The following is a 13,236-nucleotide window of genomic DNA, read 5'->3' on the forward strand; positions in this document are numbered from 1 at the left end:
ACCCAAGGGCCTTAAGGTGCATTTCCCAGCGCGGCAAGCCGGGCAAGGGCCCCTTCCAGGATATGTGCCGCCGCCAGCGCGTCGACCCGTTCGGCGCGCTTCGTCCGGCTGACGTCCTGGGCGATCATCGCCCGTTCCACCGCCGCGGTCGACCAGCGCTCGTCCCACAGCAGGATGGGCAGTTGCAGCGCCCTGGAAAGATTGCGCGCCTGCGCCCGCACGGATTGGGTGCGTTCGCTGTCCGTCCCGTCCATGTTCAGCGGCAGGCCGATCACCAGCCCGCGGATCTCCTCCTTCGTCGCCAGCGCGCCCAGCGCCGCGATGTCGGCGGCTGGCTTGCTGCGCTTCAGGGTTTCCCGTGCAGAGGCGAAGCGCCAGTCGGCACTGGCGGTCGCAAGGCCGATGGTCCGGGTGCCGATATCCAGCCCCAGCAGCCGGCCCAGCCGGGGCAGGGCCCCGGCGAAGGCGGCCGCATCGGTGGTGATCATGATCAGGCGGCGTCCCGCAGCACGACCGCTCCGCCCAGCTTCTGCGCGGCATGCGCCGACAGCCGCGCCTCGATGTCGGCGCGGATGTTCGCCCAGAACAGCCCGAAATCATAGACATGGTAATTGCCGCCGGGCAGCACGAACGGCCCGATGTCGCTGGGCGCCGGGTTGATCAGCAGCAGCCCGCGCGGATTGCAGGATGCCCCAACCGCGCGGGGCCGCAGCGCTTCGTCCACCAGTGTCCCGGCGTTGCGGTCCGGGCCGGCCGCTTCGCCGCCGCCCGTCAGCGGATTCACGCACAACATGGCGCGCCCGCCCAGCGGTGTGCCCGACACATCCGGAACCGAGGCGAGGCCCTTCAGCGCCTCCGCCAGATCCCCGTCCGCGGCATAGCTCTGCCAGCTCGCCACGCAGCCGGCCTGTTCCGGGCGCGTGCAGGCGGGCAGCCCGATCACCGGCAGATCCTGCGGCAGGGCAACCGGCCAGCCGATCACATAGGCCGCGACCAGCCGGCCGTTCAGCGCGGCCTTGCGCGCCTTCAGCAGATGCAGGATGTGCAGCGCGCCCTGGCTGTGCCCGGCAAGGTAGATGGGCCGATCGGCCGGCTGCGCAGCCAGAAAGGCGTCGAACGCACGCTCCACATCGGAATAGGCAAGTGCCAGGGCCCGCGCGGCATCCGGCCCGGGCTTCAGGAAGCTGCCGAATGTCGCCTGCCGGTAGCGGGGCACCCAGATGTCCGCGACACCGTTGAAAACCGTCGCCTGCCCGCGGGTGAAACGATCCAGCCGGTCGTTCGTTTCCGGGTCGTCGATCGGGGCGTTCCAGCGCGTCCGGCTCAGGAAGGCGGTGGGGCTCAGGAAGAACACCGCAGACGCGGGCTTTGGCGCGGGGGTGTAGCCCTCGGGCGTCCAAAGCGCGGGGTTGTCGGCGATGTCGGGCCGGGCGACCCAGCTGGCCGGCGCGGCATAGTCCGGCGCGGGCGGCGCGGATGTCTCGGCATAGCTGTCGCCCGGCACGAAGGCCATCCGCATCAGGTCTGCAGCGAACAGCCGCCAGAGGATCGCGGCCAGGATCACCAGCCCCGTCAGGATCGCGACAACCCAAAGGAATTTCCGTGCCATTCAGGCCTCCCGGCGTGAGGACGCGGCTTCCCAGCGCGCCCTGATTGTTTCCGATGTCTCACCCTGTCCGTCGGGCTGCCAGCCGGGCGGGCCGAACAGCCGCCCGCCAAGTTCCGCAGCAGATCGGCTCTGCACGGCATCGCGCCCGATCGCCACCCATTCATGGATCGCGGCCCACAGCGGGTTCAGCGTCGGCAGCGCCTTCACGATGCCATAGCGCGGCCGGTCGTCGTCCCGCTCGGGCTCGAAGGTGCCGAACAGCCGGTCCCAGATGATGAACACGCCGGCATAGTTGCGATCGAGATAGCGCGGGTTCACCGCATGATGCACCCGGTGATGCGAAGGCGTGTTCATCACTGCCTCGAACCAGCGCGGCAGGCGACCCACCTGCTCGGTATGGATCCAGAACTGATAGACAAGGTTCAGCCCCGCGCAGAAGAACAGCATCGCCGGTGGAAAGCCGATCAGGAACAGCGGCAGGCGGAAGATGAAACTCAGGCTGAAGAAGCCCGTCCAGGTCTGCCGCAGCGCGGTCGACAGATTATAGTGCTGCGACGAATGGTGGATCACATGGCTGGCCCAGAACCAGCGCACCCGGTGGGCGCTGCGATGGAACACATAATAGGCAAGGTCATCCAGCACGAAGCACAGCAGGAACGCCCACCAGCTGAAGGGAATCTCGAACAGCCGCCAGGAATAGACCCACAGGGACATCGCCAGCACCGCGCCCGCCGTCAGCGCGCCCGCCACCGTGCTGCCGAAACCCAGGAACAGCGAAGCGCCCGCGTCGCGCCAGTCATAGCGGCCCACGCCGCGCAGGCGCGTCAGCAGCATCTCAAGGATGATGAGGCCGACGAACGCCGGAATCGCCAGCTGGACGGGATCGGGCAGGGTCATGCCGCCAGCCAGTCGGGCCGGGCCGGCAGGTTCAGGGTCGCGCGGCGCATCATCGGTTCGTCCAGCCGTGCCACCAGCCCGCCGCCGGTCCAGTCCAGCGCCGAAGGTGGCAGCCGCCGGGCAATCCATCCGTCCGCCAGCGGTAGCAGCAGGCCGACGCTGCCGTCCATGCCGCGCAGAACTGCGCCGTCGCCCCCCGTCGCCAGCACCACCTCCGCCGCGCGGAAGCCCGCCAGCCGCGCTTCGGCCTCGGCAACGGCGTCCGCCTCGGCCAGACGGGGCCGGCCGCGAAAGCCAAGCATCCAGGCAAGGCCCGTCAGCAGCAGGATCGCGGCGAGGGAAGCGGCGTAGATCATTGCCCCCGGCCTAGCCCATCGTCCGTTGCCGCGAAAGATGCGGGACAACGGATGGCCGCAACAATCATCACTCCGGATGCCGGAACATGCCGGCCGGGCATCAGCTGTCCGAAAAGCCGAAGGGGGCGCTGGTGCGCCGGTAATCGTCCGGCAGCACGTCGCGGCCGATGGGCGGGGCTGCGCGCGATGTGCAGGCCGCCCGGTGGCACAGGCGGCAGCTGATGCCGATCGGCGTGGCGCTGGCGGGGACGGGCGCGTTCGGCACGCGGGTATAGATCAGCCGCTCCGCATGCTCTTCCGCGCAGACGAGCGCGATGGCGCGTTCGGCGCGCGGCGTGCCGAAGCCGCCGATCCCCTGCGTCACCGTGCGGGCGATGGAAAAGAAGCGCTGGCCGTCCGGCAGCTCGATCCACTGGGTGACGATCTGGCGCGGCGTGCGGAACACCAGGTGCACCGTCCACAACGGACAGCCGCCGCCGTGCCGGGCAAAGGGGAAGCCCGCGCCGTCCAGCCGCTTCGAGACATTTCCGGCCGGATCGACCCGCAGGAAGAAGAAGGGGACCCGCTCATGCCCCGGCTTCTGCAGGGTGGTCAGCCGGTGCGCCGCCTGCTCGAAGCTGGCGCCGAACTGGCGGCCCAGCGCCTCCACGTCATAGTGCCTTTGATCCGCCGCGCGGGCGAAGGCAGTGTAGGGCATCTGGATCGCCGCCGCCGCATAGCTGGCGAGCGCGCGGTGCGTCAGCCGACGGCCGTTGTCGCTGCTGAAATGCCCCTCCTTCAGCTGCGCCTCGATGTCGGACCTGAGCTCCAGATAGGTCAGTTGCAGGGCCAGCTGGAAGTTGCGGCTGGCGCTGTCCAGCTGGTCGTCCAGCTGCACTTCCCGGCCATGATGGTTCAGCCGCCGGATCGCGCCCATCATCACGTCCGCCGGCAGCCGCCGCACCCGCAGGCCGTGGCGCGCCCGCAGATAGCCCTCCAGCCCCTCGGCCTGCGCGATGGTCGCCGCCATCCGCTCGGCGGCGTCGTCCAGCGCGGGAAAGCAGTTGCGCCGCGCGGCGAGGAAGCGGCGGGATTCGGCCACCGGATCGGGAAGGTCGCTGCCCGCGCCTTCGCGCGCGGCGCCCTCCCGCTCGGCCGTGCGGTCGGCCAGCGCCAGCTGCTCCTCCCGCCAGGCGGTATGCAGGCGCAGCAGCGCTTCGGCGAAGCCGGGATAATTGGCCGCCACATCGGCCGCTTCCATGGGCGGCAGGTCGATGTCGGCGAAGATCGGATCCTTCAGCACCGCGGAAAGGCGGCCCTGCTGCTCGGCCCCGCCGTCCCCCGCCAGCCGGGCGATGTCCAGATCATAGGTCTGCGCCAGCCGGATCAGCAGGTCGGCCGTCAGCGGCCGCTGGTTGCGTTCCAGCAGGGCGACATATGAAGGCGATATTTCCAGATCGGCCGCCATGTTGGCCTGCGTCAGGCCCAGGTCGCGCCGAAGCCGCCGCAGGCGGGGGCCGATATATCTGCTGTCCTGCGCCATGGTGTGAAACCTTACAACATTACAATCCAGATTTGTAAAGTCTTACAGCTGAACGAAACAGCCGTTCGGTGCACGGGGGCAGGCGCCGTAAAACGGGCGCATCCGAAAGTCCCGCCCGCAAGGAGCCCGAAGATGAAGACCTATTCGCAAGCCATCGCCGATGCGCAGAAGCTGATCGCCTCCAAGGGCGGCACCTGGGATGGCATCAGCGCCGAAGCCGTCGCCCGGATGCAGCTGCAGAACCGCTTCCATTCCGGCCTGGATATCGCCCGCCACACCGCCGCCGTGATGCGCGCCGACATGGCCGCCTATGATGCAGATCCGGCGCAATACACCCAGTCGCTGGGCTGCTGGCACGGCTTCATCGGCCAGCAGAAGCTGATCGCCATCAAGAAGCATTTCGGCAGCACGAAGCGCCGCTACCTCTACCTCTCCGGCTGGATGGTCGCTGCGCTGCGCTCCGATTTCGGCCCGCTGCCGGATCAGTCCATGCATGAAAAGACCAGCGTGCCCGCGCTGATCGAGGAACTCTACACCTTCCTGAAGCAAGCCGACGCGCGCGAACTGGGCATGATGTTCCGCGATCTGGATGCCGCCCGCGCCGCCGGGGATACGGCCAAGGAAAAGGTGCTGATCGACGCGATCGACAATTATGAAACCCATGTGGTGCCGATCATCGCCGACATCGATGCCGGTTTCGGCAACGCGGAGGCCACCTACCTGCTGGCGAAGAAGATGATCGAAGCCGGCGCCTGCGCCCTGCAGATCGAGAACCAGGTGTCCGATGAAAAGCAGTGCGGCCACCAGGACGGCAAGGTCACCGTCCCGCACGAGGACTTCCTGGCGAAGGTCCGCGCCTGCCGCTACGCCTTCATGGAACTGGGCATCGAGGACGGCGTCATCGTCACCCGCACCGATTCGCTGGGCGCGGGCCTGACGAAGCAGATCGCCTATTCGAAGGAACCGGGCGACATCGGCGACCAGTACAACAGCTTCCTCGACTGCGAGGAGATCGACCCGGCGACCGCCCGCAACGGCGACGTGGTGCTGAACCGCAACGGCAAGCTGCTGCGCCCGAAGCGCCTGCCTTCCAACCTGTTCCAGTTCCGCGAAGGCACCGGCGCGGATCGCTGCGTGCTGGATTGCATCACCAGCCTGCAGAATGGCGCGGACCTTCTGTGGATCGAAACGGAAAAGCCCCACATCGAGCAGATCGCCTCGATGGTGGACCGCATCCGCGAAGTAGTGCCCAACGCCAAGCTGGTCTACAACAACTCGCCCAGCTTCAACTGGACGCTGAACTTCCGCCAGCAGGTGTTCGACGCCTGGAAGGAAGCCGGCAAGGACGTCTCGGCCTATGATCGCGCCAACCTGATGAGCGTGATCTATGACCAGACGGATCTGGCCGCCGAAGCGGACGAGCGCATCCGCACCTTCCAGCGCGACGCCGCCGCCCGCGCCGGCATCTTCCACCACCTGATCACGCTGCCCACCTATCACACGGCGGCACTCAGCACCGACAATCTCGCCCGCGAATATTTCGGCGAGCAGGGGATGCTGGGCTATGTGAAGAACGTGCAGCGCGCCGAAATCCGCCAGGGCATCGCCTGCGTGAAGCACCAGAACATGTCCGGCTCGGACATCGGCGACGACCACAAGGAATATTTCGCCGGCGAAGCCGCGCTGAAGGCCGGCGGCGCGCACAACACGATGAACCAGTTCGCCTGATCCGCATTTCCGGGGAGGAGGGGAGGGCCGGCGCCGTTGCGGTGCCGGCCCTTTCCCTTTCTGGCCCAGGGCCGGCGGGCGCAAAGTCCCCGAATGGAGACATTGCGCAGACCCTGTCCGGGCCGTCATCGATGGCCTTGGGCGCGATGAATTGACATCGCGCAATGCAGGCGCCCACATCGCGCGCCATTGCCGCAGCACATCAGCCAGGGAGTGCATCATGAAGGGTTATGTCGACAATATCGAGAAGGTGACCGAAGAGAACGGCGACTTCCGCCGTGTGCTCTACACCGGCAGCCGCCTTCAGCTCGTCGTCATGTCCCTGCTGCCCGGCGAGGAAATCGGCGAGGAAGTGCATGAAGACGGTGACCAGTTCTTCCGTTTCGAAACCGGCACCGGAGAGGTTCTGATCGACGAAACCTGGCACAAGGTGGGCCCGCACTTCGGCGTGGTCGTCCCCGGCGGCGCCCGCCACAATGTGCGGAACAGCGGCGCCACACCGTTGAAATTCTACACCATCTACGGCCCGCCCGAACATGTGGATGGCACCGTCCACAAGTCTGCCGCCGAAGCCCATGCCGCGCACGAACATTGGGATGGCCGCACGACCGAATAATCCGATTTCAGGGCCGGGCCGCGTCGCCCCACCCTGCATGTTCCGTTTCTGGCGGCATCAGCCATGCCGCCAGATGGGCTGGCGCAGGCGGGGAACAAGCCGCTAGAAGCCCGCCTCGCCCGCGACGGGATCGGGACAGGGAGTTTGAGACATGCTGAGTGGCGACCTCTTCATCGACGGCGAATGGCGGGCGGCCGCCGCGCGCTTTCTCGCCCGGAACCCGTCCGAAGGGACATCCATTCCCCAGCCGGCCTTCGCGGAAGCAACGGCAGAGGATGTCGCCGCCGCCTGCGCGGCGGCCGAAGCCGCATTCGGCGACTATGCCGCCCGGCCGCTCCCCGAACGCGCGGCCTTCCTGGAAGCGGTGGCCGATGAAATCGAGGCACTCGGCGACCAGCTGATCGAGCGCGCGCACCGGGAATCAGGCCTTCCGCTGGCTCGCCTGCAGGGTGAGCGCGGGCGCACCACCGGGCAGCTCCGCCTGTTTGCGAAGGAAGTGCTGCACGGCGGATGGCAGCAGCTGCGAATCGACACGGCCGATCCCGCCCGCACCCCGCCCAGGCCCGATATCCGCCTGCGCACCGTGCCGCTTGGCCCGGTGGCCGTGTTCGGCGCCTCCAACTTCCCGCTCGCCTTCTCCACTGCGGGCGGCGATACCGCCTCCGCGCTGGCCGCCGGCTGCCCCGTCGTGGTGAAGGGCCATCCCGCCCACCCGGGCACATCCGAACTGGTCGCCCGCGCCTTCGAGGCCGCGATCCGCCGCACCGGCATGCCGTCGGGCGTGTTCGGCCTGTTGCAGGGCACCTCCAACGATGTCGGGGCCGCGCTGGTGGCGGATGCCCGCATCGCCGCCGTCGGCTTCACCGGCTCCCGCACGGGGGGCACGGCGCTGATGAAGATCGCGGCCGCCCGTCCGGTTCCCATTCCCGTCTATGCCGAAATGTCCTCGGTCAATCCGGTGATCCTGCTGCCGAATGCACTGAAGGCACGCGGAGCGGCGCTGGCGCAGGGCTTCGTCGCCTCGCTCACCCTGGGGGCCGGCCAGTTCTGCACCAACCCGGGCCTGCTGCTCGCCCACGCCGGGCCGGAGCTGGACAGCTTCCTGTCCGAAGCCGCCGCGCTGGTCAGCCGTGCCGCGCCGCAGGTGATGCTGACCAGCGGCATCCAGCAGGCCTACAACAGCGGCAAGGCCGCGCTCGCGGCCCGGGCGACCGAAATCGCCCTTGCCCCCGAAGCGGCAGAGCCCACGCGCGGCAGCGCCGGCCTGTTCACCATGACGGGCGCGCAGCTGCTGTCCGACATCGGGCAGGCGCACGAGATCTTCGGTGCGACCTCGCTCATCGTCGCCTGCGCCTCAGCGGCAGAACTGGCGGCCGTGCTCGGCGCGCTCGAAGGCCAGCTCACCGCCACGCTCCATGCGGACCCGGCCGATCTTGAATCCGCCCGTGCGCTGCTCCCCGTCCTCGAACGCAAGGTGGGCCGCATCCTCGCCAACGGCTGGCCCACCGGTGTGGAGGTCACGCACGCCATGGTCCATGGCGGCCCCTTCCCCGCGACGTCGGACGGCCGCAGCACATCCGTCGGCACCCTGGCCATCGACCGCTTCCTGCGCCCCGTCTGCTATCAGGATCTGCCCGAAGATCTGCTGCCGCCCGCCCTGCGCGGCGAAGGCGCCGGGGGCGTGCCGCTGCGCCTGAACGGGGTGTCCAGGCTCTGAGCCCGGGCTGGCCCCGCCAGCCCCTCAGCCCCGCATCGCCTCAAGCTCCCGGCCCTTCGTCTCCACCACAACGGCGCGGACGAAGAAGAAGGAGAGCAGGGCGGATGCCGCGTAGAAGCCATAGGTGACGGGCAGGCCGACATGCTTCGCCGCCCAGGGGAAGCTCAGCACGATGGCGAAGTTCGCCATCCATTGCGCCAGCCCCGAAACCGCAAGCGCGGATCCGCGGATCTGGTTCGGGAACATCTCGCCCAGCATCACCCACATCACCGGGCCCCAGCTCATGTTGAAGAAGATCACATAGAGGTTCGCCGACAGCAACGCGATCAGCCCGAAGCGCCCGGGCAGGCTGAGATGGCCATCCACCATCACCGCATTGGCGAACGCGATCACCATCACCGAAAGCGTCGCCGCCATGCCCAGCGACCCCAGCAGCAGCAGCGGCTTGCGGCCGATCCTGTCGATCATCAGCACCGTCGTCAGGCAGGCCAGGATCGAAACCGTCCCCGACAGGATGTTGATGAGCAGCGCATCATTCTCGGAAAAGCCGACGGACTGCCAGAGGACGGACCCGTAGTAGAAGACGATGTTGATGCCCACCAGTTGCTGGAACACGGCGATGCCGATGCCTGCCCACAGGATCGGGCGGATCCGGCCCGTCGCCGGATCCTTCAGGTCAGACAGCCGCGGCTGGTGATCTGTGGCCAGCGTATGGCGGATTTCCGCCACCTTGGCGTCCGCCGTTTCCGCCCCGAACAGCCTGGTAAGCACATGCGCCGCCTGTGCGTCGCGGCCCTTCATCACCAGATAGCGCGGGCTTTCCGGGATCAGGGTCAGCGCGGCAAGATAGATGGCGGCCGGCACCATCTGAAGCCACAGCATCCAGCGCCAGGCCGGAAAGCCCAGCCAGAATTCCGCCGTTGATCCGCCCGCGGTGCGCGCCAGCACATAATTGGCGACAAATGCCCCTGTCAGGCCGGTGATGATCATGATCTGCTGCACGGTGGAAAGCCGGCCCCGCACCGCCGCCGGAGTCACTTCCGAGATATAAACGGGCGTCGTCACGGAGGCCGCCCCCACGCCGAGTCCGCCGATGAAGCGCGCCAGCACGAACAGCCAGGCCGAATCCGCCGCGCCGGCGCCAAGCGCGGAGATCAGGAACATGACGGCCGCCAGCATCATCATGTTGCGGCGCCCGATCAGATCGGAAATGCGACCGGCCAGGAAAGCCCCGACGGCGCAGCCGATCAGCAGCGCGCCGACAAGAACTCCCTTGCCCAGTTCGGAAACGCCGAAGGCAAGCTCAAGCCCCTCCTGCGTGCCGTTGATCACCCCGCTGTCATAGCCGAACATGAAGCCGCCGATCGTGGCGACCGCCACGATCATCGCGATGAAGCCGAAATTGGCCCTGCCGCCCGCATCCGTCATCCGTCTCTCCCCGAACCGCGCTCTGCCGGAACCGGCGGCGGCCACATCCGGGTTCACGCCGGACGGGGCCAGTCTTGGCAACAGGCGAACCGCCCTGCAATTCGCATTCGTATGCGAAGCCCGGGGCAGCGGGGCGAAAGAGTTCTGCTGCAGCCCATGCTGCGCAGCATGGCGCTCGTGTCAGGGCTTCCCGCGGCGGCGCGTCACGTCCGCGCGGATCTCGTCGCCATGCTCCCCGGCCATCGGCGGCTGGGCCGGTTCAGGCCGGAAGGCGGAAAAGCTGACCGGGTGCTTAAGCTGGAACCAGGCGCCTTCGCTGGGATGCTCGGTCCGCTGGAAGAAGCCCACGGCCTTCAGGTGCGGATCGTCCGGCACGTCCGCGATGTCGCGCGCGATCATCGCCGGGATCCGCGCGGCTTCGCACCGCGCCAGGATCTCGGCGCTGCTGAAGCCCGGGGTCAGCCGCGCCACCTCGCGGTACATCTCCGCCATGTTCGCCACCCGAAGCTTGCGGGTGGCAAAGCGCGGATCCTCCAGGAAGGCGGGGTTGCCCAGCGCCGCGAACAGGCGCGGCCAGCTGTCGTCGGTGTAGGGCACGATGCTGACATAGCCATCGGTCGTGCGGAACGGCTGGCGGTCCGGATCGATCTGCCGGAAATAGCAGATCGGCCCCACCGGCGGATCGAAGGTGCGCCCCCCCAGATGCTCCAGCAGCATGAAGTGGGCGAAACTCTCCAGCATCGGGATCTCGATCTTCTGCCCTTCGCCCGTGCGCAGACGGTGGATGATGCCGGCAAGCACGGCATAGGCGGCGTGCAGCCCGGCCACCTTGTCCGCGATCAGGCTGGGCAGGTAGCGCGCCGCCGGGTTTCCATCCACGCGCGAAAGCAGGCTGGTCGTGCCCGTCGCGGCCTGGATCACATCGTCATAGGCCTGAAGCCCGGCATAGGGCCCTTCCTCCCCGAAGCCCACGCAATGGGCATAGACGATGTCGGGCTTCACCGCCGCCACGCTGGCGTAATCAAGCCCCAGCTTGTCGGCCGCCGGCCCGCGCACATTGGTGATGAACACGTCGGCCGTTTCCATCAGCTCGCGCATCAGCGCCCGGTCCGCATCCACCTTCAGATCCAGCTCGATGGATTTTTTGCCGCGGTTGATCGCCATGAACCCGGGGCTCATCCCCGGCGTCCTGGCCGCCTTCGCCGTCCAGCGGAACTGGTCCCCGCCGCCCGGCGCCTCCACCTTGATCACCTCCGCCCCCAGGTCCGCCAGAATCTGCGTGGCATAGGGGCCGAACACCACCCCCGTGCAGTCGAGTATGCGGATTCCCTGAAGCATCGGGGCAGCGTCGGCGATCATGGCAGCTCCTTTCATCCGCCCCATGCCCAATGCAGGGGCCGCTTCACCATCGGCACAAGAACTAGGCCGTGAACGCATGATCCTGTCCATCCTCCGAGTTCGACAATCGCGGCCATCGGGTGCATCCCCGTTTCGCGCGGGCCACCCGATCCACGGCGCCCGCCGAGGGGAGTAGTCAGATGTTCAGCCACATCATGCTCGGCGCAGACGATATCGACGCGTCGAAGACCTTCTATGATGCCATCTTTGCTGCAACCGGCGTCGGCCCCGGAATCACCGACGACAAGGGCCGGGTATTCTGGATGACACCGACGGGCGTGTTCGCCATCACCCGGCCGATCGACGGCAGGCCCGCCTCCTGCGGCAACGGCTCCACCGTCGGCTTCGCGATGAAGTCCCCGGCCGAGGCGGATGCCTGGCATGCCGCCGGCCTCGCCAATGGCGGCACCGCCTGCGAGGATCCGCCGGGCGTCCGCACCGGCCCCACGGGCAGCCTCTATCTTGCCTATCTGCGCGATCCGTCCGGCAACAAGCTCTGCGCGCTGCACCGGATGTAGGCAAAGGCGCACTGCCTTCCACCTGTCGGGGCGGGCACATGACAGAACAATACAGCGCCCGGCTTGACGTCACGTCGGGCCGGGCGCAAGCGCCTGCGCGATCCGACAGACAGGAAAACCGACATGCCGATTTCCGCCGGGCGCGCATTCGTTGCCATTCTCGCATCCAGCGTTGCGGCCACGCCCGCCTTCGCCTCCGCCTTCGCCCTTCGGGAAGCCTCGCCCGGCAGCCTCGGCCGTGCCTTCGCGGGCGAGGGCGCAATCGCCGATTCCGCCGCCACCATCTGGTACAACCCGGCCGGCATGACGCAGCTCCAAGGCTTCACCGCCAGCGCGGGCGTGCATCTGCTGTCGGTGCAGTCCAGCCAGCGGGATCTCGGCACCACCCGCACCGTGCCGGGCCTGCCTGCGCCCGTCGCCACCGGCGGCGGCAACGGCGGCAATCCCTTCCACCCCGTCGTGGTGGTGCCCACCCTCTATGGCTCGATGCAGCTCAGCGACCGTCTCTGGGCGGGAATCGGCGTCAATGCGCCCTTCGGCCTCGTGGTCGATTATGACGATGGCTGGTTCGGCCGGTACGACAGCAAGCGTTCGGTCCTGAAGACCTACAATGTCCAGCCCTCGCTCGCCTGGAAGCTGGATGATCGCTTCGCCATCGGCGGCGGCGTCAGCATCCAGTATATCGAGGCCGATCTGCAGAACGCGATGCCCAACCTTTCGCCCCTGCTGGCGGATGGCAGCGCCCGGGTGAAGGGCGACGACATCTCGGTCGGCTGGAACATCGGCGGCCGCTTCGAATCCGGCCCCATCGCGGTCGGCCTGCACTACAGGTCGAAGGTGAAGCACCAGCTGAAGGGCCGCTTCACCCTCGAAGGCCTGCTCGGCCCGCTGGCAGGCTCCAACGGCGTGCGCGACGCCCGCGCCCCCATCACCCTGCCTGACAGCCTGTCCGCCTCGGCCGTCTTCAGGGCCGGCGAAAAGACCCGTATCCTCGCCGGCTGGGAATGGACCAACTGGTCCGTGTTCGATGCCATCCGCATCGAATCCGCCGGCGGCAATCCGATCAGCACCTCGCCGCAAAACTACAAGGACAGCATGAGCGTCCATCTGGGCGGCGAATATGATGTCTCCGACCGCCTGACCCTGCGTGCGGGCGTCGCGACCGATTCCACCCCCACGGTCGATGCCTGGCGCACCAGCCGCGTGCCTGATGGGGACCGCATCTGGCTATCGGGCGGCGCCGGCTGGAAACTGTCCGAAACTCTGGCCGCGCGCCTGTCCTATGCCCATGTCTTCGTCTCGACCGAGCAGCTGGACCGGGCAGACGAATTCTACGCGGGAACCCCGGCAAGGATCGTCAGCACGCTGCGCTCGGAAAACCGCGGCAACGTCGACATCATCGCCGCGGATTTCACCATCCGCTTCTGAAGACGGCCCGGCAGAAGCA

12 protein-coding genes are annotated in these 13,236 nt (G+C 67.8%); 5 read left to right on the forward strand and 7 right to left on the reverse strand.

What is annotated here, in order from left to right:
• Nucleotides 1-11: 11 nt before the first annotated feature.
• The 5 genes from ruvX to ACW9TV_RS02970 all read right to left on the reverse strand — a co-directional run bounded on the left by ruvX (nucleotide 12) and on the right by ACW9TV_RS02970 (nucleotide 4,384).
• Nucleotides 12-488, reverse strand: coding sequence for a Holliday junction resolvase RuvX (ruvX, locus tag ACW9TV_RS02950; protein ID WP_494304366.1), 477 nt, complete (start codon nucleotides 486-488; stop codon nucleotides 12-14).
• 2 nt (nucleotides 489-490) lie between these two features.
• Entirely contained in the window at nucleotides 491-1,609 is a 1,119-nt protein-coding gene (locus ACW9TV_RS02955) for a DUF3089 domain-containing protein (RefSeq protein WP_494304367.1), read from the reverse strand.
• Complete coding sequence (locus ACW9TV_RS02960) at nucleotides 1,610-2,506, reverse strand: sterol desaturase family protein (RefSeq protein ID WP_494304368.1); 897 nt, start codon at nucleotides 2,504-2,506, stop codon at nucleotides 1,610-1,612. It lies immediately after the preceding gene.
• On the reverse strand, nucleotides 2,503-2,862 hold the full coding sequence (locus ACW9TV_RS02965) for a hypothetical protein (RefSeq protein WP_494304369.1): 360 nt from the start codon (nucleotides 2,860-2,862) through the stop codon (nucleotides 2,503-2,505). Before ACW9TV_RS02965 ends, ACW9TV_RS02960 begins: the two co-directional genes overlap by 4 nt.
• 100 nt (nucleotides 2,863-2,962) lie before the next feature.
• Nucleotides 2,963-4,384, reverse strand: a complete 1,422-nt coding sequence (locus ACW9TV_RS02970) for a helix-turn-helix domain-containing protein (protein WP_494304370.1) — start codon at nucleotides 4,382-4,384, stop codon at nucleotides 2,963-2,965.
• A gap of 132 nt (nucleotides 4,385-4,516) precedes the next feature.
• On the opposite strand from ACW9TV_RS02970, the gene ACW9TV_RS02975 reads away from it, so the two are divergent.
• The 3 genes from ACW9TV_RS02975 (at nucleotide 4,517) to ACW9TV_RS02985 (ending at nucleotide 8,445) form a co-directional block, all read left to right on the forward strand.
• Entirely contained in the window at nucleotides 4,517-6,112 is a 1,596-nt protein-coding gene (locus tag ACW9TV_RS02975) for an isocitrate lyase (protein ID WP_494304371.1), read from the forward strand.
• 220 nt (nucleotides 6,113-6,332) lie between these two features.
• Nucleotides 6,333-6,728, forward strand: coding sequence for a cupin domain-containing protein (locus ACW9TV_RS02980; RefSeq protein ID WP_494304372.1), 396 nt, complete (start codon nucleotides 6,333-6,335; stop codon nucleotides 6,726-6,728).
• Between the two features lie 151 nt (nucleotides 6,729-6,879).
• Nucleotides 6,880-8,445 (forward strand): aldehyde dehydrogenase (NADP(+)), encoded by a 1,566-nt coding sequence (locus ACW9TV_RS02985; RefSeq protein ID WP_494304373.1) that lies wholly within the window; start codon nucleotides 6,880-6,882, stop codon nucleotides 8,443-8,445.
• Between the two features lie 24 nt (nucleotides 8,446-8,469).
• Here the strand turns inward: ACW9TV_RS02985 and ACW9TV_RS02990 are convergent, their stop codons facing one another.
• Both ACW9TV_RS02990 and ACW9TV_RS02995 read right to left on the reverse strand, forming a co-directional pair.
• The gene (locus tag ACW9TV_RS02990) at nucleotides 8,470-9,873 is read right to left on the reverse strand and encodes a sugar porter family MFS transporter (RefSeq protein WP_494305024.1); all 1,404 of its coding nucleotides are present in this window, start codon (nucleotides 9,871-9,873) and stop codon (nucleotides 8,470-8,472) included.
• A gap of 180 nt (nucleotides 9,874-10,053) precedes the next feature.
• Nucleotides 10,054-11,232 carry a CaiB/BaiF CoA transferase family protein gene (locus ACW9TV_RS02995; RefSeq protein WP_494304374.1) on the reverse strand — a complete coding sequence of 393 codons (1,179 nt, stop codon included), beginning with the start codon at nucleotides 11,230-11,232 and terminating at the stop codon, nucleotides 10,054-10,056.
• A 179-nt stretch (nucleotides 11,233-11,411) separates the two neighbouring features.
• Here ACW9TV_RS02995 and ACW9TV_RS03000 point away from each other — a divergent pair, with 179 nt between their 5' ends.
• Both ACW9TV_RS03000 and ACW9TV_RS03005 read left to right on the forward strand, forming a co-directional pair.
• Nucleotides 11,412-11,789, forward strand: coding sequence for a VOC family protein (locus ACW9TV_RS03000; RefSeq protein WP_494304375.1), 378 nt, complete (start codon nucleotides 11,412-11,414; stop codon nucleotides 11,787-11,789).
• Between the two features lie 123 nt (nucleotides 11,790-11,912).
• Nucleotides 11,913-13,217, forward strand: a complete 1,305-nt coding sequence (locus ACW9TV_RS03005) for an OmpP1/FadL family transporter (protein ID WP_494304376.1) — start codon at nucleotides 11,913-11,915, stop codon at nucleotides 13,215-13,217.
• Nucleotides 13,218-13,236: the final 19 nt, after the last annotated feature.

It is taken from the genome of Sandaracinobacter sp. T42, assembly GCF_059115405.1.

What these genes read in the sequence shown, in the direction of transcription:
- ruvX (WP_494304366.1), bottom strand. Translation starts at nt 488, where the DNA reads ATGATCACCACCGATGCGGCCGCCTTCGCCGGGGCCCTGCCCCGGCTG.
- ACW9TV_RS02955 (WP_494304367.1), bottom strand. Translation starts at nt 1,609, where the DNA reads ATGGCACGGAAATTCCTTTGGGTTGTCGCGATCCTGACGGGGCTGGTG.
- ACW9TV_RS02960 (WP_494304368.1), bottom strand. Translation starts at nt 2,506, where the DNA reads ATGACCCTGCCCGATCCCGTCCAGCTGGCGATTCCGGCGTTCGTCGGC.
- ACW9TV_RS02965 (WP_494304369.1), bottom strand. Translation starts at nt 2,862, where the DNA reads ATGATCTACGCCGCTTCCCTCGCCGCGATCCTGCTGCTGACGGGCCTT.
- ACW9TV_RS02970 (WP_494304370.1), bottom strand. Translation starts at nt 4,384, where the DNA reads ATGGCGCAGGACAGCAGATATATCGGCCCCCGCCTGCGGCGGCTTCGG.
- ACW9TV_RS02975 (WP_494304371.1), top strand. Translation starts at nt 4,517, where the DNA reads ATGAAGACCTATTCGCAAGCCATCGCCGATGCGCAGAAGCTGATCGCC.
- ACW9TV_RS02980 (WP_494304372.1), top strand. Translation starts at nt 6,333, where the DNA reads ATGAAGGGTTATGTCGACAATATCGAGAAGGTGACCGAAGAGAACGGC.
- ACW9TV_RS02985 (WP_494304373.1), top strand. Translation starts at nt 6,880, where the DNA reads ATGCTGAGTGGCGACCTCTTCATCGACGGCGAATGGCGGGCGGCCGCC.
- ACW9TV_RS02990 (WP_494305024.1), bottom strand. Translation starts at nt 9,873, where the DNA reads ATGACGGATGCGGGCGGCAGGGCCAATTTCGGCTTCATCGCGATGATC.
- ACW9TV_RS02995 (WP_494304374.1), bottom strand. Translation starts at nt 11,232, where the DNA reads ATGATCGCCGACGCTGCCCCGATGCTTCAGGGAATCCGCATACTCGAC.
- ACW9TV_RS03000 (WP_494304375.1), top strand. Translation starts at nt 11,412, where the DNA reads ATGTTCAGCCACATCATGCTCGGCGCAGACGATATCGACGCGTCGAAG.
- ACW9TV_RS03005 (WP_494304376.1), top strand. Translation starts at nt 11,913, where the DNA reads ATGCCGATTTCCGCCGGGCGCGCATTCGTTGCCATTCTCGCATCCAGC.